The sequence below is a fragment of the Marinobacter sp. DSM 26671 genome (assembly GCF_900112835.1).
Lineage (GTDB): Bacteria > Pseudomonadota > Gammaproteobacteria > Pseudomonadales > Oleiphilaceae > Marinobacter > Marinobacter flavimaris.
In genome coordinates, this window is record NZ_FONF01000001.1 from 493295 (window position 1) to 515445 (window position 22151).

23 protein-coding genes are annotated in these 22151 nt (G+C 52.7%); 6 read left to right on the plus strand and 17 right to left on the minus strand.

Features of this window, described 5'->3' with window-relative positions:
* The first annotated feature begins 138 nt into the window (after positions 1 to 138).
* From BM035_RS01935 to BM035_RS01945, 3 genes are all read left to right on the plus strand, one after another.
* Positions 139 to 894, plus strand: a complete 756-nt coding sequence (locus BM035_RS01935; protein WP_139216010.1) for a hypothetical protein — start codon at positions 139 to 141, stop codon at positions 892 to 894.
* Positions 895 to 898: 4 nt separating this feature from the next.
* Positions 899 to 2863, plus strand: a complete 1965-nt coding sequence (locus BM035_RS01940) for an EAL domain-containing protein (protein ID WP_092030062.1) — start codon at positions 899 to 901, stop codon at positions 2861 to 2863.
* A 171-nt stretch (positions 2864 to 3034) separates the two neighbouring features.
* Positions 3035 to 4084 carry a cytochrome-c peroxidase gene (locus BM035_RS01945; protein ID WP_092030064.1) on the plus strand — a complete coding sequence of 350 codons (1050 nt, stop codon included), beginning with the start codon at positions 3035 to 3037 and terminating at the stop codon, positions 4082 to 4084.
* Positions 4085 to 4171: 87 nt separating this feature from the next.
* On the opposite strand, the gene BM035_RS01950 is transcribed toward BM035_RS01945, so the two are convergent.
* On the minus strand, positions 4172 to 4867 hold the full coding sequence (locus tag BM035_RS01950) for a hypothetical protein (RefSeq protein ID WP_092030066.1): 696 nt from the start codon (positions 4865 to 4867) through the stop codon (positions 4172 to 4174).
* A gap of 331 nt (positions 4868 to 5198) precedes the next feature.
* On the opposite strand from BM035_RS01950, the gene BM035_RS01955 reads away from it, so the two are divergent.
* A complete protein-coding gene (locus BM035_RS01955) occupies positions 5199 to 6077 on the plus strand; it encodes a hypothetical protein (RefSeq protein ID WP_092030068.1) in 879 nt (292 codons plus the stop codon).
* A gap of 55 nt (positions 6078 to 6132) precedes the next feature.
* Here BM035_RS01955 and BM035_RS01960 read toward each other — a convergent pair whose 3' ends face one another.
* The 5 genes from BM035_RS01960 to BM035_RS01980 are packed head-to-tail and all read right to left on the minus strand — an operon-like array spanning position 6133 to position 10817.
* A complete protein-coding gene (locus tag BM035_RS01960) occupies positions 6133 to 6924 on the minus strand; it encodes an ABC transporter ATP-binding protein (RefSeq protein WP_092030070.1) in 792 nt (263 codons plus the stop codon).
* Between the two features lie 25 nt (positions 6925 to 6949).
* Complete coding sequence (locus BM035_RS01965; protein ID WP_092030071.1) at positions 6950 to 7972, minus strand: ABC transporter substrate-binding protein; 1023 nt, start codon at positions 7970 to 7972, stop codon at positions 6950 to 6952.
* Positions 7973 to 8021: 49 nt separating this feature from the next.
* Positions 8022 to 8894, minus strand: a complete 873-nt coding sequence (locus BM035_RS01970; protein WP_254775345.1) for an ABC transporter permease — start codon at positions 8892 to 8894, stop codon at positions 8022 to 8024.
* Positions 8895 to 8904: 10 nt separating this feature from the next.
* Positions 8905 to 9921: a fatty acid desaturase family protein gene (locus tag BM035_RS01975; RefSeq protein ID WP_092030073.1), complete on the minus strand. Its 1017-nt coding sequence runs from the start codon at positions 9919 to 9921 to the stop codon at positions 8905 to 8907.
* A gap of 23 nt (positions 9922 to 9944) precedes the next feature.
* Positions 9945 to 10817, minus strand: coding sequence for a sugar phosphate isomerase/epimerase family protein (locus BM035_RS01980; protein WP_175497325.1), 873 nt, complete (start codon positions 10815 to 10817; stop codon positions 9945 to 9947).
* Positions 10818 to 10998: 181 nt separating this feature from the next.
* On the opposite strand from BM035_RS01980, the gene BM035_RS01985 reads away from it, so the two are divergent.
* Positions 10999 to 11271 carry a hypothetical protein gene (locus tag BM035_RS01985; RefSeq protein WP_092030077.1) on the plus strand — a complete coding sequence of 91 codons (273 nt, stop codon included), beginning with the start codon at positions 10999 to 11001 and terminating at the stop codon, positions 11269 to 11271.
* A gap of 136 nt (positions 11272 to 11407) precedes the next feature.
* Here BM035_RS01985 and BM035_RS01990 read toward each other — a convergent pair whose 3' ends face one another.
* The gene (locus tag BM035_RS01990) at positions 11408 to 12550 is read right to left on the minus strand and encodes an iron-containing alcohol dehydrogenase (RefSeq protein ID WP_092030078.1); all 1143 of its coding nucleotides are present in this window, start codon (positions 12548 to 12550) and stop codon (positions 11408 to 11410) included.
* Between the two features lie 303 nt (positions 12551 to 12853).
* Entirely contained in the window at positions 12854 to 14317 is a 1464-nt protein-coding gene (locus BM035_RS02000; RefSeq protein ID WP_092030081.1) for a protein adenylyltransferase SelO, read from the minus strand.
* Here BM035_RS02000 and BM035_RS02005 point away from each other — a divergent pair.
* Entirely contained in the window at positions 14308 to 14967 is a 660-nt protein-coding gene (locus tag BM035_RS02005; protein ID WP_254775347.1) for a MarR family winged helix-turn-helix transcriptional regulator, read from the plus strand. The genes BM035_RS02000 and BM035_RS02005 overlap by 10 nt on opposite strands.
* 49 nt (positions 14968 to 15016) lie before the next feature.
* On the opposite strand, the gene BM035_RS02010 is transcribed toward BM035_RS02005, so the two are convergent.
* The 9 genes from BM035_RS02010 to BM035_RS02050 all read right to left on the minus strand — a co-directional run.
* Positions 15017 to 15328 carry a DUF6522 family protein gene (locus tag BM035_RS02010; RefSeq protein ID WP_092030083.1) on the minus strand — a complete coding sequence of 104 codons (312 nt, stop codon included), beginning with the start codon at positions 15326 to 15328 and terminating at the stop codon, positions 15017 to 15019.
* Positions 15329 to 15444: 116 nt separating this feature from the next.
* Positions 15445 to 17187 carry a protein adenylyltransferase SelO gene (locus tag BM035_RS02015; RefSeq protein WP_092030085.1) on the minus strand — a complete coding sequence of 581 codons (1743 nt, stop codon included), beginning with the start codon at positions 17185 to 17187 and terminating at the stop codon, positions 15445 to 15447.
* A complete protein-coding gene (locus BM035_RS22260; RefSeq protein ID WP_139216011.1) occupies positions 17184 to 17354 on the minus strand; it encodes an Mrp/NBP35 family ATP-binding protein in 171 nt (56 codons plus the stop codon). The genes BM035_RS02015 and BM035_RS22260 overlap by 4 nt, the downstream gene beginning before the upstream one ends.
* Positions 17355 to 17389: 35 nt before the next feature.
* Positions 17390 to 17713, minus strand: a complete 324-nt coding sequence (locus BM035_RS02020; protein WP_092030116.1) for a rhodanese-like domain-containing protein — start codon at positions 17711 to 17713, stop codon at positions 17390 to 17392.
* An 18-nt stretch (positions 17714 to 17731) separates the two neighbouring features.
* Entirely contained in the window at positions 17732 to 17980 is a 249-nt protein-coding gene (locus BM035_RS02025; RefSeq protein WP_254775348.1) for a BolA family protein, read from the minus strand.
* A 600-nt stretch (positions 17981 to 18580) separates the two neighbouring features.
* Complete coding sequence (locus BM035_RS02030) at positions 18581 to 18973, minus strand: helix-turn-helix domain-containing protein (protein ID WP_092030088.1); 393 nt, start codon at positions 18971 to 18973, stop codon at positions 18581 to 18583.
* Between the two features lie 24 nt (positions 18974 to 18997).
* Complete coding sequence (locus BM035_RS02035; protein ID WP_092030090.1) at positions 18998 to 20350, minus strand: HipA domain-containing protein; 1353 nt, start codon at positions 20348 to 20350, stop codon at positions 18998 to 19000.
* 318 nt (positions 20351 to 20668) lie between these two features.
* On the minus strand, positions 20669 to 21661 hold the full coding sequence (locus BM035_RS02040) for a hypothetical protein (RefSeq protein WP_092030092.1): 993 nt from the start codon (positions 21659 to 21661) through the stop codon (positions 20669 to 20671).
* Positions 21662 to 21868: 207 nt separating this feature from the next.
* A partial coding sequence (locus BM035_RS02050) for a transposase domain-containing protein (RefSeq protein ID WP_139216012.1) occupies positions 21869 to 22151 on the minus strand: 283 nt, incomplete at its 5' end.

Below are 22151 nucleotides of genomic sequence, written 5' to 3' on the forward strand. Positions count from 1 at the left end.
CGGATCGCCCCAACCCCAAGGACCCGTTACAACTTTTAAACTCCTGAAACATCATCGTCTCGATCCCACGTATTGCTTCACTACTCGATATCCATAATATATCCGTTTTTAGTACTTTGATGAAATTATGTCAACATTTTGCTTTCAATCGACACCAAAGAGTTTGACTATCCATCAAATTCTCTGTCTTCAGGCATCCTCGCTCTGGTCAGAGTTTGTGGCGATTCGCGCAGCATTTTCAGATATGCAAAAAACTGTGAAATACAAAATACGGAAAACAAGCCTGCTATCTTTTATCCTGATAAGGTAAACTTCATGCGTAGCATTAAGTATTGTCTTTGTTTACTATTCGGATTGAAGTTTTTACGGGGAGCTATAAAGGTGTTGAGCCATCCTAATAACCTGTCATGGGTACTTTGGACTACCTCAGTCGCGATAATTTTGCTCTTTTCGGCTTCTGTTCATCCTGATGAGTCGATTCCGCTTGAGATTGTGCATGGCGACAGTGCCCGCCACTTAACTATCTCTCATACAGCACTGGACGCACTCCCCCAACACTCTGTTGCTACGGGATCGCCGTATTTTGAAGGGCAGGTTCGTTTTAGCGGGCCACTGTTAGAGGATGTGCTTATCCATGCGACAGGAAAGGAGCCTGAAGGGAAAAATCCGATTACATTGTCGGCGCTCAATGATTATTTCGTCCAGACCACACTTGACGTTCTGAGCGAAGCTGACGCGATCATAGCCACTCGCAAGGACGGTATCCGACTGTCAATCCGGGATCGCGGACCGTACTGGCTCATCCTTCCCCTGTCCGACCGCCCTGAACTGGATAACGAGCAGTACCACAGATTGCTTGTCTGGCAGTTGTCCCGAATCAAAGTCGGAGATTGACCCTATGGTTTCCTGGGCCCGGTCAACGCTGTTCCATCGTTTATTTTCACACCGGATTACTTTCTCGGTATTCGTTCTCACCTGCTTTCTGTTAATCGTCACCGCCGCAAATTATATGGAGGCGAAGGACCGAAAAGACGTTACCTTGTCAGGGATCCGGCTTGCCTCCTGGAGCCTGACACAGCTTCGTGATGAGGCACGCTCCTTTGACCGGCAACTGGTACTGATGAGTACCCGGCTTGCCAAGCCAGAAATGCTTTACGTTCGTTACGACATCCTTTGGAGTCGTTTTGACTATCTGCTCACCAGCACAGAATCCTATGCTGTTCGGAGCGTGAACGACAACGTCACCAGAATCGAAAGCCTATTTTCACAATTCAAAACACTGGACGCCGTTGTCTCAAGAGTCTCGAATGGAGAGTACGACGAACGGTCTCTCCAGTTACTGAAAGCTGACTGGCGAGCTCTGCACAAGGACATAAACGCACTTGTTATCGAAAATATGGTTGGAGGAGAAACCGGGAACCTTACAGAGCAATTCGACAAGGATCTTGAACAGCTCGCCGAAATGCGCACCGTGCTTCTGATCCTCCTTGCCGCAGGGTTTGTGTATTTCGTGTTCGCCATCCTTTATCTGAGGCGGCAGTTCCGGAAAGACCCACTGACCGGCCTGGCCAACCGTCACTATCTGGAAAAGAAAGGCTCAGTCAGTGAGCAGGACCTCGTTATAGTCTGCGAAATCCGAGACTTTCAGCAAGTACAGACCGAACACGGGGGGGCAGAGGCAGACCAGCTTATCGCTCTTTGCGCCAAAAAACTCTCTGAATGCATCTCGAGTTTGGACACGCTCATTCACCTTTCTTATGGCGTCTTTGTTATTGTCAAGCGGGATTGTCGGAAAGCACCAGAATACGTAACGAGCGAAGTCATCGCATGCTCATCATTTGACTGGGAAATAGCTAATACCTCTGTACCTATCCGTTTCGTAGCGGGGGCCGATCCCGGGGAACCTGACGAGGAAGTGAGCCGACCCTGGCAAATAAGGCATCAAAACGCACTGAGAGCACTGAACCACTCTTTGTTAAATGACCATAATTTCTGCATTATTGACAATGAGTTGCTGTCCAAATTCGACTTCAGGGCAGAGGTTCTTGGTGAATTGGTACGTTTTTTCCGAGGTGAACCGACGAAGATCAGCCTATCCTTGGTTTATCAACCGATTGTCCAGATCGACAAGCAGAAAACAGTTGCCGGTGCAGAGGTGCTTCTGCGGGCAAAACTGGATAATGAGACCTTCGTACCGCCCAATGTAATTGTCGATATCTGCGAACGCCATGGACTGGGAAGCAAGTTTGGTGCGTGGTTATTCCAAAAAGTTGGTAACGAGGCGTCCCAACTTTTCTCTGTACTAAGATTCCAGGGATTTCTGTCCCTGAATCTCAACCCTTCGCTAATCAATGAGTCCTTGCCCGAAATTCTCAAGGACACCATAGTTGCTGCGGGAGTGGAGCCCGGTCATATCTGCCTTGAGATCACCGAGGATAACGCCTCACTAGATTTTGACAGAACCATACCGGTCATAGAGCAGTGCCGGGCAATGGGAGTCTCCATAGCGCTGGACGATTTTGGCACGGGATACTCATCACTCGAGTATTTGCAGCACCTCCGAATTGACAAACTGAAAGTTGATCGGTCGTTCGTGAATGAGATCGAAAACAGTCCCGCCAGAAGCCAGTTCCTGAAGGGCATCCTGGATATCGCGCATCAGATGGGCGTAAGCACCGTTGTTGAAGGTATAGAGAATCAACAACAATGGGATATTGTTGCCGAACACAGAGCCAGTTTCGTGCAGGGCTATTTCGCCTACAAGCCCATGGAACTGGCTGACTTTCTCTCAATTCTTGTTGACCAGTTGATTACTGGCGACGCAAAGGCCGTCAAGAGCAATGTTTCAGTTTTTCCAGGTTAACACTCAGAACCAAGACAAGCTGTTTATACCAGCATTTGCCCCGAGCCTCTGACGAATTTGATCACCGTCAACTTTCTTTTCGATTTGTATTAAATTTGCGTACTCCTCGGCCAGACCACTGATATTATTACATTAATAATGTTGTCAGGGTTTAACCAGAGGAGAAACCAAATGATTAAACACTTACTGGGCATTGCAGCCGGAGTGGGACTTATTGCACTCGCGCCAACAGCTACCGGCAGTGAACTGCAGGACCGAGCCTTGTCCATGTTCAGCGCCGTTCCCAAGTACCCACCCGTGATTGATGGTAACGAGCTGACCCAGGCGAAAGTTGAGCTGGGGAAAATGCTGTTCTTCGAACCGCGCCTCTCTTCAAGCCACCTGATTAGCTGCAACACCTGTCACAATGTTGGTATGGGGGGCCATGACTACCTCCCAACTTCCATTGGCCACGGCTGGCAGAAAGGCCCCCGCAACTCACCAACGGTATTTAACGCTGTATTCAACGCCGCCCAGTTCTGGGATGGCAGAGCCGCCGACCTTGCTGAACAGGCAAAAGGCCCTGTGCAGGCTGGTGTTGAAATGAGCAGTACGCCTCAGCGCGTTGTGGCCACGTTGAAAAGCATGCCTGAATACGTGAGTAAGTTCGAGGATGCATTCCCGGGACAGAATGATCCCGTTACTTTCGATAACATGGCTACGGCTATTGAAGCTTTCGAGGCAACGCTGATCACTCCCGACGCTCCGTTCGACAGGTTTCTGCGTGGTGACACCGCGGCACTGAGCGACCATGAACAAGAGGGATTAGCATTATTCATGGACAAAGGCTGCGCCTCTTGCCACTCCGGCGTTAATCTCGGTGGCCAGAATTACTTCCCCTTTGGTCTGGTAACGAAACCCGGGGCGGAGATTCTTCCTGAGGGCGACAAGGGCCGTTTCGCAGTGACCGCAACAGCCTCAGACGAGTATGTGTTCAGAGCCGCTCCGCTGAGGAACATCGAACTGACGGCGCCCTATTTCCACTCAGGCGCAGTATGGAGCCTTGAAGAAGCCGTTGCTGTGATGGGAACCGCACAGCTGGGTGCGGAATTGGCGGGAGACGAGGTCGACGCCATCGTTGCATTCCTGAAAACCCTGACCGGCAAAGTCCCGGAAATTAAATACCCGGAATTGCCGCCCAGCACTGACGGAACACCACGACCTGTCTCCATGACCCAATAATCTGGACTGATGGCCTGGTCCTTCTCGTATAAATGAAGGACCGGGCAAATCAGATCTCTCGCGCTCTCCATCGTTTACAGTTCATGACTATCGAGACGCTCGGTAACTCTGAATTTCCTGCTTCAATGAATTCTGAAACTCTATGAGATCCTGATCAGAAAACTGAACTTCGACTTTTCTCAGATTCTTCTGCTTTTCCAGCTCGAGGCGCTTCTCGGCAAACACATGATGCAGTACATCGACAGGTATGCTCTTACCCTCGTTTGCATTCATGTACTGTCTCAACTCCTTGAAACGCTCGGGTGCCGGAACGGCCTTCATCTTAGTATCAATATCTTTCTGTCGAATCCCATGCAGGCGTCCCCAGAGGGCCACCGCTTTTTGCCAGCTTTCTGTGAGATTACGTGACTGAGTTACCGGGACCCGGTGGGGACGCCCCGAGACATTCACCGAAAAATAGCACTGATAATCCTGATCGCGTTTCAGTTTTCCAATACCCAGAGTGAGGCCGTGAAAGCCTACCCCACGACAGGGCTTGGTTCCCCGATGTTCGCTATTGATGAAATCGACATACTGGGTCGCTGCGGCCCTGGCAAGCAGCTTGGCCTCATGATAGCGGGCCTTGGTATGTTGATACCGATACCAGACATCGTCAGGGATACTATTCGACATTTTTTCCAGACTGAAGCTCTTCCGGTAACGCTTCCCCCGGATGTCAACGGATACCCTCCATCCTTTAAACCGACCTCTCTTCTCAATCTCATCACAAAACTGAATTGCCATTGATCCACTTGATCCTTTATCTCAAACCGGACTTAGTTCAAAAGGTTGTCTTCGACCGCATTACGATCGTACTTCGGCCTCAACATCAAGCGCCAGAGCTTACCCGGCGCCCAGCAATATATCTATGCATTTTGAATACCCTGGCAACACAATTCAAACAGTATTGCCTATTGGAGGGCCGGTCACGATTTTCGTCGGGGGCACACTGACTCTTCAATGCTCTTAAAAACCTTTCATGACGTGAAAGTGTCGAAAATAGTCACTTTAACGACGACAGAACAGGACGATCCACTTTTAAGCTGGCATAACGTCAGCAATAAGGAGTTTTATCATGCCGTCCATCGCCCACCACAACCACGACGAGTTTATCTGTGAAATTAAACGGGAGCTTGATTCATATAATATCAGTGCTTCAACCATCCAAATCAGCAGCGCCCTGGCCGCCAGTCAGGGTGCCAGTAATTACAAAGAACTGGTAAATCATTTACCACTCGCCCTGGACGCATCCGATGAGGCCAATCATCGGTTCAAGACTTACATTGAGTCCGTTGCAGGAATCAATGCAGCCAACGGTGTTTTTCCGGTTCCCGGGTTCACTCTGCAGGACATTCTTGTGGGTTTGCCGGGAACGGTTTTGGTTGCGCCCGTCGGTAAAAGTTTCGGCGTCCGAATTACATGGACTGATCTCGAAAACCCTGTTTCAGAACCGTTTATCGTTCATAACACTGGTCTGTTCGACGGAAAAATACGCAATAATCAAAGCGTTTATCGTGTTGGCCGCCATATATCACCCGCGTATTGGGAGTATCAGCGCGAATGCTTTTTGTCGATCGTGAGATCGGTCTGTACAGGGTATGAGCCAGAGGGGCCAAGGGGCGAGCCAGTATTTACCCACGGTGCAGCAGTAGCGCTAGCTGAGTTGTCTGAGCATTTTGCTACCCTGAACCAGAATAAAGAGGTCAAGGGTATGAACCCTGAATATTTCACCTGCCGTTGTGAACACCGGCTGCCCGGAACAACTGATCTGGATCTGGCAAGGCTCGCACATAATCGGGTATACGACTCAGACGACAACTGCTGTGATACATCTGACGTTCTGGCCAATCTTAAAGCAATGCGTCGCGAAATCGAGCTATCGCAATCATGGGTGCCCACCTGGCTATACAGGACAACGATATACCTTTCGGGATGTTTCAAGAAGAGGGATTGACGTTTACTGCTCCCTCGACGGCAAAAGAACCGGCAAATAGGGCAAGACCTTCCGGTCAGGCAACATCCCGCCCTTCCTCACGCATCAGACGCCGAATGTGAATTTCGAGGTGTCGATAATCGTCTGATTGGAGGAAGGCTTCACGGTGGTTTGCGGGCAAATTGGCTTTGAAATCCGTGTGGATCGTTTCTTTCAGGCGGCCGGGGTGGCGTGACAGGAAGTACACCACGTCCCCCAGGTACAGCGCCTCCTCAATATCATGGGTTACGATCAACACGGTATTTCGTTCCTTGCGCACCACGTTTAACAGAAGATCCTGCATTTGCCAGCGGGTTTCCGGATCCAGGGCGCCAAAGGGTTCATCCATCAACAGTAATTCGGGATAGTTGGCCAAAGTACGGGCAATGGCCACGCGCTGGCGCATACCGCCGGAGAGCTGGTGAGGATAGGAACTGGCGAATTTTTCGAGACCGACAGCCTGAATGAAGTGATCAACGGTGCCCTCATTCAACGCACTGCGATCGCCGTTGATTTTAAGGCCGTAGGCTACGTTTTCCCGCACGGACAGCCAGGGGAACGAGGTGTAGTCCTGGAATACCATGCCTCGATCCCGGCCGGGCTGGGAAACCGCCCGGCCGTTCAGCTGTATGTTGCCTTCCGACGGCTTCTCAAGCCCCGCCACCATGCGCAGCAACGTGGACTTGCCGCAACCCGAAGGCCCCAGCAGCACGCCCACCTTGCCTGCGGACAATGACAGCGAGATGTTCTCGAGAGCCTGAACGGTGCGTCCGGCGGACTTGAAAACCTTGCTCACACCTGTGATGGCAAGACCAGTTGTGGAAGACATGAGATAGCTCCTTTCCGCCGACGTTTCAGAGCGTGGATTTCAGTGGCGTCATATCCACGCCGGACTCCATCGGATGGCGTTCTTCAACCAGCCCGAACTTGAGCCACCAATCGGTCACGGTCTCCCAGTTGTTGGTCACCTGGCCGTTGGGGAGCCCCAAAGGCAATTCGCCGGGAATCAAGCCCATGTACCTGGCAGCCTGGGTCTTGTCGAAGATCCAGATGCCACCCTTGTAAATTTCACCGTCGGAACCGAGCACTTTCTCTACGTCGGCCACCGGGAAGTTGAGACCTTCGGCGATGATCTTGTTGGCTTCCGTCGGGTTGGCTTTCCAGAAGTCCACGGCATCGAAATAGGCCTGTACTACCTTGGCAGCGACTTCCGGCTTGTCCTTGAGAAAGTAGTCACTCATATACATGGCGTCACCGAGCAACGCAGTTTCGATCCAGCCGGGCTCTTCAGAAGTGGCGGCAACGGTTGCACCGGGTAGCGCGTCAAGTGCCTGAGAGCCGAACGGTTCCCAGAATTCTGCGGCCGCCACATCACCGCCGACCAGAGCGCCAACAGCGTCATCCATGATCAGGTTGGTGAACTGGACCTCATCAATACTAACGCCGTTTTCCTCCAGCCAGATTCCCATGAAGATCTGTGTCAGGCCGCCTTCAAGAACCGCAACCGACTTTCCCTTCAGGTCCTCAGCGCTGTTCACGCCCGGCGCCAGAATGATCTTGTCGGTGCCATAGGAGGGGTTGGTGTAGGTAACCATTTTTACCGGTACCTCTTTATCGGCTGCAATTGGCGCATATTCTGCGGTGCTGGAAGTTATATCCAGCGCGTCGGCCGACATCAGTGCAAAACTCTCATAAGGATCTTCGATAATTGTGATTTCAAAATCCAGATCGGGAGCCAGGTTCTTTTCCTGAGCAATAAACCAGAATCCATAACCGGGCCATGAAAACAGCGACAGTCTGACTTTTTCAGCCGATAGCACACTACTTGAGAGTAGCAGGAGCACCACCAGAGAAACGGTACGTTTGAGCCAGTTCATTTTTTGATACCTCTTGCATTGAGAAACGAATCGAAGAAAGTGTTCTGCGTCACTTCGCATGACCAAGATAGGGAAAGCATTTTCGGTAAATCAGTCTGAATAACACGTCAAACATGAGACCGAGGGCGCCAATGGTGACAATACCCGCCATGATGTCGTCCACGTGAACAAACCGTTTGGCCCGCATCATCATGGCGCCGATGCCGTCGGTAGCTGCGACAATTTCGGCAATAACCAGGTAGGTCCAGCTCACCGCCAGCATCTGCCGGCAGGTATCGAGGTAACCGGGTAGCGAGTTCCGGAATAGCACTGTCCAGAGAATGATGCGCCGCCCGCCACCCAGTGTTTTCGCGGTCTCAATGAGTACCCGGGGAGTCTGCCGGGTTACATCGGCCAGCATGATGACCAGGAAAAAAACCACCCCCATTAACAAAAGCGTGATTTTCTGGCTGTCGCCGGTTCCGAGCCACATCAGAAGCAGTGGGATGAAAGCTGGCGCCGGCAGGTAACGCCAGGCTCCCAGCAGCGGATTGAGAACGCTGTCAACGCGCGCAAAGGACCCCATCAGAAGCCCGAAAGGTAACGCAATCATGACCGCAATCCCGAAGCTGACGACGATTCGGGTAACGCTGGCAAGGACGTCAGAGAAAAAGTTCTTCTCCAGGAACAGTTCCTGCAAAGAGCTGAAAACAGCGACGGGCCCCGGGTAAAGGCGATCCGGTGCAAGATCCATTTGCGACGTGATTTGCCAAAGTGCAAGGAAGGCTAACCAGCCGACTGCGCCGAGGAGCAGTCGTTGAGCTCCGGGAATACTCTGGTTGAAATCGAACCACTTTTCGGACTTGCCATTTGGCGGAATGCTGGTGCCCGCGGCTTTGTGAAGTCGTTGCCCGGTTACCTGCTCCGAGAGTTTTGCTGTCATGGGGTCAACCTCAGAAAGCCGTCAGAAAGCTGAGTCCGTAGACCGGCACGGCTTTGCCATCACGTAGGGCGGCCGGAACCTCAACCTGGCCGTAAGTTTCAGCATAGATGCCTTCAATACGGTTCCTGTGGTAGCTCTTGAGCTGTCCTTTGAGACCTACTGTGCGGGTGTAATTGTCGCCGTAGAGTTCTTTGTGCAGCGCTGGCAGCTTGTACCAGGGCGTGGTGGGCCTGGTGTGATGGGCGTTGTGGTAGCAGAAGTTCAACACCAGCAGATTGAACACCGGCCAACGGCGGCTGAGGAGATTGCTGTACGTATTATTTTCCTCGTATTCTCGGTCTCCCTTGTGGGGGAAAGTTGCGTTCGGATCGTTCAGGGTCACCAGAATTTCATAGTTGTGCTGGTAGGCATCGAAGAATCGCAGCACTGTGAGCATAAAAAGGTAGGCAAGCGCATAGAGCAAAACCGCTTTCAGGCTCCACACGGCAAGCGCTGCAAGCAGAAGTATTCGGGTGGCAATAACGGCCAATGAACGTTTCCGGAATCCGGGTTTTCCAATGCTTGTAAAAGGAGCAATCACCAGCATGGCATGCATGATGATATCGACGGCAGGGAAATACCCCCATTCAAGAGCGAAAACGAGCTTTTCGGTTTTTGGATGAGCTTTCAGCCACGCGCGGTAGTCAAACGAAATGGGATCAGCATTATCGACATGATGGCGCATGTGTTTGTAGCGTAAATCCTCGTAAGTCCCGTAACAGGCCCCCGTAATCCAGTTCAGTGCTTTGCCCAGACGAGTGTTATGCTCGGTCTTCCTGAACAGCGCGTTGTGTCCGCAGTCATGCACCAGGTATGCGGCGATCACCATTCCATGGCCGCAGGCGAGGACGCCGATCAAAGGCAGAACGAAGCCGGGCTGGGCCATCAATAGCCAGCCACCGATATAGGTGACAAGAATGTAGGCCAGCACAAGGGCCAGCGGCCAGACTCCGTCAGCATGGCGAAAATGCTGCTTGATGGTAAACATGGTCCCTACTCCTCCTTCAGGGATTAAGCGATCTTGGTTTTTCTGGTTGCAGAGGACTGCCAACGCTGGAAATGGGCAAGTTCCTCTTCACCGATCCACCGGTTCAGAGACCAGAGATCGGCAATGGGCGCTTTGGTGAAGGGCAGCATGTGCAGGTATCCGTCCGTGCCAAACTCCGGCGTCATGGTTGTGACCTTCACACCACGCTTCATCTGGGATTCCCAGACTGCTTCCCAGCAGGCCTGATGGGATGCGAGTGCGTCAGCGTATTCGGGAGCGGCCGGGTGTGGCACCTGCGGCCCCTGATCGTAGCCAACGCGGGAGTGAATATGGCGGGCCTGCTGAGCTGTTCGCACAATGCAGTCCCACTCGATATGCGGCAGGCGCTCGCTGACGACGGCCCAGTGACTGAAATCACAGGTCACCTCGATGTGCGGCACTTTCTCGAGGATGGCCACCGTGTTCCATGGGCTAAAAAAACTGCGTCCGCGGTGCGTTTCGAAGCTCGCGAGAACGTTGTGCCTGTCAGCGATGTCCTGGGCCTCTGAGAAAAAGCGCACCGAATCCTCAATTGTCCAGGCGTCACAGCCGCCCATGATGTTGACGAATTGCGGTTTCAAACCAGTCCCGGAGGCGCTTAGTATTTTTTCTTCGAAGTCTTCAAGGTGTTCCTCAATCGTTGCGTGGCGCCTCGGAACGTAACCTCCCGCAGTGCAGATTTCCTGAATCCAAAGGAGGTTGTTCTCGGCCAATGCCTCACCAAAGGCCGCAGCGCCCTTCCCTGAATCCGGTACAGGTGCCTCAATGCCCGAGAATCCTGCTTCTTTTACCTGTGCAATGGCTTCTGTCAGAGGACCTTCATGGCCCCAGAGAGTTTTGAATCTTTTTAATTCCACAGTTATCCCCCAAGCAGTATTTGAGATTTCTGCGTGATCTTCTGCAACCCCTGTGCCATAGGACTGAAAAGGCTTTAAATATACAGGCTGGCATGTAAATGATGCGTGAAATCCGGATCAAAAGAGCGGGATTAGTGGTGAAGATTGGTGCGTGTGCACAGAGGATGTGCAGACGCACCCGATGGCCCTTCGTTTTTTCAAAGAAGGCCAGCCCACCTACTATGAATCAATGGGGAATGGCTACTATGCAGGTAGCGATTTTCTCGAGTTGGGCGTTAAAGCCGGTTTGCTTGAATCAGCCATCAGAAAACGGATGACCAACCTGCTGAGAAATACCCAGAAACAGGCCGCTAATGTGATAGAAAGCTCGTTTATGACTCCTTTACAGCAAAGGGAGTACAGAGATCTGCTGGAACAGCGCCTGCGTTTTCTGAGCCTATTGGATATACCTTGATCGTATTGTCCTAGACCCAGCCAAAAACCATAGGAGCCCCCCCCCCATAACGTCCGGCTCGTAGATCGCATTCAGGACGAACACCACTGCCTGTTGAGCTAGTGGAATGCCTATAGATTACTTGATGGCAAATCGGTCAGAAAGACTCGCGCATCACTGCCTCAACCGTCTGCGCTGACAACGCCACCGGATTGGCTTTCATGGAGGATGAGCTGGCCGCCGCCTGCGCCGTCGCTAGGACCTGTGCTTCGGTCACTCCCAGAGACGCAAGCCCCGGAAGCCCGTTGTCAATAATCCACTGGCGAAAGTCGGCAAGCGCTGAATCGGGCTGAGTTTCAAACACCTCAGCGATCCAGCCGGTCACCTGGTCGATGCGATGGGTCAGCTCAGCACTGTCCGAGTGCTCCCGGTTTACGGCGATGCCAGCGGGCAACAGGGCGCCGCAGATAGCCCCATGAGGCGCGCCACACAGCCCTCCCAGCGGGCCGGCAATGCCGTGAACCACACCGAGCCCCGAGTTTGCCAGCGCCAGGCCGCCGAACAGGCTGACCCGCGCCATATCATCCCGAGCGCTTTGGGATTCCTGCGCCATCAGATGTCGGAGCGCTTTAAGACCCAGAGGAATCGCTTCCTTGCAGAGCATGTCGGTGAACACGGTGGCTCGGGACGACAGGTACGGTTCAATCACCTGCGTGACTGCATCCAGCCCCGAGTGCAGCGTTACGTTGCGCGGGCAGTGATCGGTCAATGCCGGATCCAGCAGGGCCAGGTCAGGCAACAAGCCACTGTCACGCAGGCTCACTTTGCGTTGGGCATCCGGCACATCAATCACGGCATTACGGGTTACTTCCGCGCCTGTGCCGGAGGTGGTGGGCACCAGAATCAGCGGCAGCCGCCGTGCGGTCAATGGCAATCCGTCGCCGACCACTTCCAGGTGACTCATCAGGCTGCTGTCACTGGGCAACATAGCCGCCATCACCTTGGCGGAATCCATCACCGAGCCACCGCCAATGCCAATCACCAGATCAATTCCCAGCGCCTTGCCCTGATCGATCGCCTTAAGCAATGACGGAAGGTCCGGCTCATTAACAATTGCCAGTGTTTGCACAATTTCAAAGGCGGTCAGGGAATCGAGCACACGGGAAAGTCGACCGGGATTGTTGCCATGAACCACCAGAGCTCGGGAACCTAACTTTGCGGCACGCTCATTGAGTTGAGCAATATGCCCACGGCCAAAAAGGATTTCGCTCGGAGTTAACAGGCTGAAGGCTTTGGACATAACGGCTACCCTGTGTCGCCATCTGAAAATGATCGAAATCGAAAAAACGAACATACAGAAAATACCACGAGCTGAACGCATTGCCAGCCGCTTCTGCAATAAGATCGACCAACTACCTCAGAAGAGCACCGCCATGACCTACCAGTTTGACAGCCTCAAAACGCCTGCCCGACCGATTGAGAACTGATCGCGTATCCTATCAACCTCTATCCAGCTCTCTGAACACTGTTCCCTCGCAACCAGGTGCTCGAGCAGCGCCTGATCTAGCGGAATTCGGCGCTCAGGACCCTCCAAACCAAACGACTAGAGATCATCAGAAAAGTTAAAGGGCTTCCTGACCGACTCCAGCAACCGGAAAAATTCACCGAAATCGTTATTACGAGCACGCTCAACTGCTCGCTCAATAAGATGATTGCGGGGAATAACCTGCGGGTTGGATGCCATTATCACCTCTGCACATCGCTCAACGCCCCGGCCTGTCACCGTCAATCTCAGATGCCAACGACGATACCAATCGAGGTACAGCCCGGCATCCGAACCAAAGAGTGCTGCTGTTATTCCGCCACCCTCAACATCTTCGGCCACTTTATTAAAGAAGGAGTGGTAATCGACTTTATTCCGAGCTAGCAAATGGCGAAGATCCTGTACTAACTCGCGGTCTTGGGGCATTGCTCCGTCGAAGCCAAGCCGTTTCCTCATCAGATTTAACAGATAGTCTTCATAGCGCGCCCGAAATTCCCTGACTGCCTTCGAGGCTTCGGCAAATGCCTTGGATTCACTGCCATGGAACAGCCCAATAAGAGCCTCCGCCAGTCGGGAAAGGTTCCACTGAGCAGCAAACGCCTGACTGTTGTAGGCGTAGCGGCCGGTAATATCGCGAGGATTAAACACTTTATCGGGGTCGTAAACATCAAGGAACGCAGCTTCAGTGTAGTCCAGCGTTTCTCCGGCCAAAGAGTTTTTGTCAGTGTCCATGGCACCGTGTACAAATCCAAGACTCACCCAGTGGGCTACCAATCTTGCCTGTCTATCTACCGCCCAACGCAGGAGTGAAAGATAGGGATCCGGTTTCACCATCAGTTCAGGGCAAAGTCTAGCAATTGTGTAATCCGCCAGAGTCTCCAAAGCTTCTTTATTCTGACTTCTGGCAAAGTATTCAAAGGTTCCGATACGGATATGACTGTTCGCGACTCTCGTCAATATCACCTCAGGCTTTGGACTATCACTGCGGGTGGAGTCTCCAGTCCGGGTCAACGCTAATACCCGCGTGGTGGGAACCCCAAGCGCATTCATTGCCTCCGTCAAAACAGCTTCTCTTACCGCTGCGGATAGAGAGCAAGGCCCATCGTCGCCACTCGAAAACGGGGTTTTCCCAACCCCGACCAACTGGATATCTCTCCTTTGTTGACATCTGTCGATGACCTCGCCGAGCAGCAGAGCTCGCTGGTCACCAATTTCGGGAACAAAAGCCCCGAACCTATGGCCAGCGAATGCGGTCGCGATCGGCTGCGCCCCCACGGGAAGTCGGTTGCCTGAAAATACACTGGATAATAACGCATGATCGTCGATCACCTCTGGATCATTCAGTCCAAGATCTGAGGCAAGGGATCGGTTGAAAAAGACGAGTTCCGGATCGGCAACCGGAACCGGATCGCAGCGACTGAAAAATACGCCAGGGAGCCGAGCGTAACTGTTATCAAAACACATGCCTGTCATGCTTTGAGCACATCCCTTGCTTTCCAGGTGAGGTCTTGTTTTTGCGTTCATCTGAATTCTTCCAGAATTTTAATGTCGTAACGATACTATTAACCGGAGGACAGTTTGTCAATTTGATGTTGAAGCGCTACTATCTCTTTATGACACATAATTCAGAACGAATTGCTGACTTATTGGTACACCTTGCACGGCGCTCTGTGCAGTCCTCGGCCTCCGAGCTTACGAGCGCTCAATGGGCGGCGTTGCGTTTTTTTGCCCATGCGAACCGTTTCTCCCGGCAGCCTTCCGTGTTTGCCAGTTACCACGGGACCACTCGAGGTACAGCCTCACAAACCGTAAAAACGCTTGTTAATATGGGTTATCTGGAACGAAGCCGCGGCCTGAGTGATGGCAGAAGCGCTGTGTTCGATGTTACCCAGTCAGGCATGAAAGCATTGGATTCGGATCCGCTCAGATCTTTGGTTCAGACACTGGATCAGTTATCGCAGGATAAACGCGAAGCTCTGTGCGATGTGCTTCTGACCATTAATAAGCAGTCAGAAGAATCTGAGATGGGGCTGGAAGATACCCACTTTGGAACTTGCTCAAACTGCAAGCATTTCCGGCAGAGTGGTCCGAATTCAGGCTATTGCAGCCAATCCTCTACTGCACTGGATATCTTTGAAACCGACAAGCTCTGTTGCCGGTTTTCGAGTGTGTGACCGGACCTGATACCATCGTTAGTCAAGGAACCAGAGCTACCCGGCCCCATTAACCAGCTTCGATTAAGTGCATCAGCGACGGTTTGACGGCGCGGACGTCTGGAGCGGGAGGTTCCGTTTCATGCAGCTGCCCGTTGGTCTCCCGCATCATCGAAACCTGCTGCCCTGAATAGCGGAACGTAATCCTGGTCCGTCCGAAATCTTCCCCCTCCCCTCTTTCTACCAGGGTAGTAATGCGGCCGGCTGCCATTGCTTTCCTGAGAAACGACACGGAAACATCGAAGAGAGCTGCAAGCAACTCAGCGTCGACGATAATCTCAGAACCAATGAACTCAATGCTATCTGCGGCTATGGTTTTCACTTGGCCAACTCTCGAACTTTCGACACCGCGCTGTCACTGACCCAAACCAGTGTATTTGCCTGTTGCAGTACCGTGCTCACAATTGCCTCCGAATACTCTCGCTCTCAAGGATCTGGTTACGACGAGCAGCTGTAGTGGGAAACCCCACCAAGATCGAACAACTCTGACGGCTTCAGCCGGTAGTATTGCGCCTCAACGGCATTCGATTGCTCGGCGTAGGGGTGAGTCAATACATCCTGCAGCGCTCTCAGTGGCTGGTAATCGCCATCGGCTGCTCGTTGATAGGCGGGAACCACGCACCACTCGCGCATGGTGTATTTCGGGTTCACCAGTTTCATGTTTCGGGACAGTTCATCGCGGAGCCGGGAACCGTTGCCAGCCCCCTCGATTCCAATTTGTGATTTCCACTTGGCAAGCCAGTCAGACCAGCGCTTGAGTAGCGCATCCGAATCATCCCCTCCGGCTTGATTCAGTGGTCTGTAAAAGCTCTTTTCGATTGGCCCGATATCGTTGGGTACTGAGGAGAGCTCGCGAAAAAAGACTGTGTAATCCACAGGTGTCTGCGTCATCAGCATCATCAACTCCCTGAAGAGTTCGACGTCAAACGCCTCAAGGCCCAGCTTGGCCGACCACATCTTTTCCATTTCCGCCTGCATCACCGCCGGGAAACCGCTATGAATCTCATCGAGTTGAGCCAGTTCGTCCTCATGAGCGGTCAACAGAGGCCTCAGGGCCGAACAGAAACTCTTGAAGTTCCGTTCTGCTGCCGCGGGCTGGTTCAGGAAAGAGAAGTGTTGCCCGCCACCGGTCCATGGCTGGTAAAAGGGTTCAAACACTTCGCAGAAGCCGAAGGGGCCGTAATCCAGCGTAAAGCCGCCAGCGGCGCAGTTGTCACTGTTGAAATTGCCCTGGCAGTAACCAACCCGGATCCAGTTCGCAACGAGGGAGGCAAGGCGGCTGCGGAACTCCCGCGCGAGCATCACGAGTTTTGTGGGAGTATCGAGTGACTGATCAATAACGCCGTTGTACTCCCGATCAATCAGGTGCAGTACCAGCTGCTCGAGTTCTTCATGCGCACGGGGGTGCTCCTGCTTTCGGGCCCTGCGCCCGAAAAGTTCTAGCTGACCCACCCGAATAAAGGACGGGGCCACACGCGTGGAGATGGCAACCGGCTCCGAAATGAGCTGGTCCGGATCCAGGGAATGGGAACCCTGGGAGTACCAGGGGCGCCGAACCCACTCCGTTTTCGACACATACAGACTCAGAGACCGGGAGGTCGGCACACCCAGGGCATGCATGTGCTCCTGCGCCAGGAATTCACGAATGCTGGAACGCAGAACGGCCCGGCCGTCGGCACCTCGACAGTATGGCGTCCGTCCGCCGCCCTTGAGCTGCATTTCCCAGCGTCGACCGTTGATAAACGCTTCCAGTACCGAAATGGCACGGCCGTCGCCATAGCCATTGCCGGTCTGAAACGGACACTGCTGGATGTATTCGGTGCCGTAGATGGAGAGCGCATAGCCACACGCCCAACCGACTTTGCTCATGGGCTCCGGCACGAGTGAGAGGTCGCCGGAGAACATCCGGACAAAGTCATCAGACCGGGCCAGGCTGTCTGCAAAGCCCAACTCGCAGAACAAACTTTCACTGTGAGCAACGTATTCAGGGGTCGGGATCGGTGTGGGCCTGACCGGAACATAATGCCCTGAGAAGACCTGTCGTGGCTGGTAGTCGAAGCCATCTTGAGTGGCATCCGGATCACAGGCCAGACTGTTCATCAGCGAATAATCTGCAATCGGAGCAAGCTCCTCGAGGCTGGTCACCTCGAAACCGGTTTCCTTCGACAACGGATGATTCATCGGTGCTTCTCCTGACCATAAGTGGCGGTCGATTTGTGACTTGAATTATCCATGCCGGGAATACTGAGGCCGAGAATCTCGGCATCAACGATGCCTACATTGGCGCCCTTCCGCTGCAGTGCCGGCGCCAGAACAGCAACGAACTCCAGTTCATAAGCCTGTCGCATCCAATTACTCAGGGGGGGGTGAAAAGGCACCAGACTCAATAGGTCGGCATTTGAGCATCTACTTGTGTGGCCCACGCATGGATGCCACCGGATAAATTAATAATCCGTGAAAAGCCCTTTCTCTCCAGAAACAGCGCGACATCCATGCTCCGCACACCGTGATGGCAGATGCAGACAATTGGCCGATCCGAATCGAGCTCAGAGAGCCTTTCTGGGACCGTATTCATGGGCATGGAGACCGAACCATCAATGCGACAAATCTGGAATTCCCAGGGCTCGCGTACATCCAGCAACAACGGCATTCTATCCTCGTCTCTTGCCAATGATGCAGCAAGATCTGGCGCGGTTACGTTCTGCAAGACTCTGTCCTTCCGCAATTATCCGGCTTCGGGTGACTGGGGGAGGTTCAAGTTCGCCCAGGCATCCGGCGTGAAGGTCCGCATGGCAAGCGCATGAATCTCAGAGCGCATTCGATCTCCAAGTGATTGATAAACCAATTGGTGCTGCTGGATTCTGTTTTTTCCGACAAACTCGGAGCTCACGATCACGGCTTGGAAGTGCTGCCCGTCATCGCCCTGCACTTCAACGTGATCACAGTTCAACCCTTCCGAGATGTATTCTTTCAATCGGTTCGCCGTAAGCATTCTGTCCTCGCAGTGAATTTATACGCCCATTCAATTTACAGCCCGAAATAACATGTCGTATCGAAACCATATTGTCAATATAGTATCGTTTCGCTACATCTATATTGCCAGGGGATCTCGTGCTTATGACGTGCCTTCTAAAATACACATTGGGCACTGACGGAGGCTGAAAAATGCAACAAGCATTAGCTCTTTAAGCAAGCGTCGAAACCCAAACAGACAGTGATGGGGTTTTATGGGAAGAGAACTTAAGGTTTTGCCCGAACAGCCTCAGGGGCCTTGTAACCGGCCTACTGACTTGCACTCAACGTTCATGAGATCGTGCCCTCCAGAAAACTGCCGCACAACGAAGAGCGGCGAGTATTCGGTAATGCCGACACCTCGGCGTACAAAAGCAAAGCGAGCACAAGCACCGTAAAACGTGTCGTGGATTTTCGCCAAGCCCCCTGGTAAGCCGGCAATCCAAATGCGAACAAGCTGAAAGTCCAGAAAATCAAGGCCAGCATTCGCGCAAAGTTGAACATCCGTTGGTCGCAAAGCGGACATTCAGGCGGATAGACCACGACTTTCCCTTGGAGAAAATCAGGTACCAGACACCACACGGTCAATGGCTTCTTTTGCCTCCTCAGGCGAAAGAAAACGTCGCTTCTTCCCAACCGGGGAGGCACTCACTGGCTGAGTTTCAATGCTTCGATTAATCATCCCCATTGTCAGTTGCATACCAAACTTTCGAAGAATCTTATTGATCGTTCGAACAGTGCCCGACTCTGGGTCCCTCTCAATCGCAGAGATAGTTGTGGCAGAGAACCCCGTGAGTCTTCCGAATTGTTTCTGGTTCAGCCCTGTGAACTTCAGGCGAAACCGACGAAGGGCTTGGCCCAGGTGAATTTTTCCGGCTTCGAGCTCTGCAAAGGTCTGTTCTCGAATCAGTGACCGTTCGTTTGGCGTTAGCGGTGTTCGTTTCAATTTAGGCATGCTTGATACACTCCCCACTATTACTCAGCACGGATACAATAAGCGTTTCAGCTGATCATGAACCAATTCCGGCTCATGCATCCTGATCGCAATATGATTCAGCATTGCGTCCGGAGCTCCATGCCGCTTCAAGCCAGCCTTCATGTCCGTCAACTTCAGCAACTCACCTTCCATGATGCTCGCTGCTGCTTTGGGATTAACAGCAAGCTCCTCCAGAATCAGCGAATAATCTGGATTCCTCCGTTGGTCCAGCAGGTGATGTGGCCACCATGTCGACATCGCGATTGATTCAGGGTCCAACACCATAGGGGCTATGTCATAGGCCGGCGCCAACTCAATATCATGGCCTCGCTTGATCAGTGACGTGTTGCGACCGTGGTTGTCGCGATTACCCGTTGCGGTGTTCAAAACATCCCGAACCAGATAATCTGCAAGCAGAGCATCTTTGTCCTCAGGCTTGGTCACACAGTTCTGGAGTTTCCGGACCACGTTGACGTGATCCAGGCGAGCACCATCGCCGATCACGCCCATCATCGAGTAAACAGACTCTATTCCATGACGCAAGATGCCTTCTTGCCTAACTTCTCGGTCAAAACGCGGTAACCAAAGAGCAACATCGCCGTAGATGTCATCGAACGCCGCTCCGGGGATGGAGTTAAAGCCCTGTTCCTCAAGGAACTGGTAAACAGCGGCCTCCCCCTCAAGTACCCAAATATCGTCGCTGGTCTTCTTTCCCCTCGGAAATTTAACCAGCCAGTGGCGGGCAATCTCTTCGTCAGGAATGGTTCCCTCAAGCGCATACTGTCCATAATGGTTTTCAACCAACAAAAGCTTGGGCGCGTCACCCCCAGCGCCCGTTGCGCCGCCAATTGCAACATGCAGGCTGTGAGCATACTGGATAAGGCTGTCGGCCCGGGTACACACTTCTTCACGGTCGAATAGGACAACCTCTGACCTCGCAACTTCAGACTCGAACGCTTCCGCCGCTTCTTTGATTCGCAAGTTGCCAACTGGACCTACACATCCCTCAGCCAAGAGCTGGTAATCGATTCGATGCTCGGGATCGCGGTCATATCCAAGGCTTTTAACCCAGTGCCGACGACCAGCGCCCTGAGGAATGATGTCTCTTAGGATCGGTACAATCTCATCATTCATGTAGTCTCCGGCCAAAATGCAGGGCAGATTCACTCCCACAGCTGTCCGATCGATTAAGTCCTGATGGTCGAAATCTCCAATACGCTCCAGGGCGTTCAGAGCGTATTCCATGTCATAAGAGAATGTCGGGCTGCCTCTGAGACCTTGGTCAGGGTCTCTGAATTCGATAACGCCGGCATCATGCCACTGGTTGTCCCAGTGAATTTGGAGAGTAAGGCTCATACGCGGCCACCATAAATTGCAAGAATACTTGCAGTATTATTAGATATCGAGGCCATTATTGCAACTATACTTATAATTATAGAGTGCCAGGACAAAAACCTGACAAGCATACTTGCAATATTATTATGGTAATAAAGAGGAGGGAGCGGCCACCGGGATAGAGGGCATGGTGACCTAATCGGGGAGCTAATTCAGTCCTTTTTTCGCCAGCGCCTTCCCACAAAAAGAACAGTCCATAAAGCGCGCATTGGGGGCTTTGCCAAGGTGGCGCGTATTCCGGCGAACTTGACCGGTCACGATGGGTCGAAATATGCAATCTCAGAACGTGCCATCGGTTACCCGACCATGCTTTGACAGGTCAACCCGGGGCGCCAGCGATAAGGACTCCCCTATCTGAGTAATTTCTGACGTACTCGGTTTCTGCCTCAAACCTTTCAGGGATTTTAAAAGTCTGCTGCCGGGCAATGCGGTCTTGTCCACCGCATAATAGCCGAACCAGGGAACCCCGGCTTCGTTATATTCTCTGGCTGTGATTGGCTTATCTGGCATAATCTGGCCGGTGAGTTTTCGCCAGCTTTCGCTATTTACTGTATGGATAAAGCATCGTACACCTGCGGATAAATCCCAGGCATCCAAGCCGTAATCGTCGTCATAGATCTCCTGACTGATGCGCCCGCCTGGCGCGATGCCCATGCTATCAATCCGTCCTGAAGCCGAGCGACAAAAGGCTGGTATGTCCAAGTAATTCTCGCGGATTTCCGCAGGTCGCTCAAAGTGCTCTTTGTAAATATGAGCCTTCATTGGAAAGGCCATAATCTGAATCCCGCCAAACTCTGCTTTGCCGGTGACCTGTTCCTCGACCGTGTCGCCCTTGCCTAGTTGGCTGGCCACAAACTGACGCACCGTTCCACGCTCGACGGCATAACCGTCGAGCCAAGGTTGTTCAGAGAGGACGATATAGTCCTGCGGATTATCATTCAGAGTGTTCGTCCACGCCTCTCCGGTAACGGCGTTGATCTTGCCAGTGGCAATTTTGACAGCCATGGGATAGCCACCCGAGAGCTTTATCCATAGAGCCTCTGACTGGTACATCGGCAAAATGGCACCTCCGCGCTTGAGCCAGTAAGCGGGTACTCGCTCCGCATGGTCTTCCAGATGTTCAACGTGAAAGCGACCAAACCCTGCAGGCAATGGGTAGTTTCGACCATCATCGGGAACCCGCAAGGTTTTAATGAAATCTATCCGGCCGACAGCCCTGGCGTGGACCTGAGGGAATCTGAACACCAGCTGGCTGTTTTTTAGTTCGATCATGCTTTAGCTCCGTATGGCTTATAGTCTGCCCGTCACCAATTTCCATCGGATACTTCTCGAACCACCCTGACAATCGCATCGTCGGGCACTTCCCTGAGTTGGCGAATGAGGTCGGCAAATAATTGTGGACGCTTGCGAATTACCTCTTGAAGATCCGTAGATACTTTGCCGGCCAATGGTAAGCGCCGTTAAATCGACCCTCTTGCCCTAATCGTATTGAGCCACTTTTTTCAAAGCCTGCAACTCGGCATTCCAGGGCAGCAAGGCTTCAAGCTTCTCCAGTGTATCGGCCCCAGCAATGCGCTCCAGCACATGGTGGATATAAGCGGAGGGCTCCAGGCCATTGGCCTTGGCGGTTTCTATGAGCGAATAGCAGGTGGCGCTGGCTTTCGCCCCTTGTGAGGTATCGGCGAAGAGCCAGGCCTTTCTGCCGAGGGCAAACGGGCGAATAGCGTTCTCGGCACCGGCATTACTGATGTTCAGGTCACCG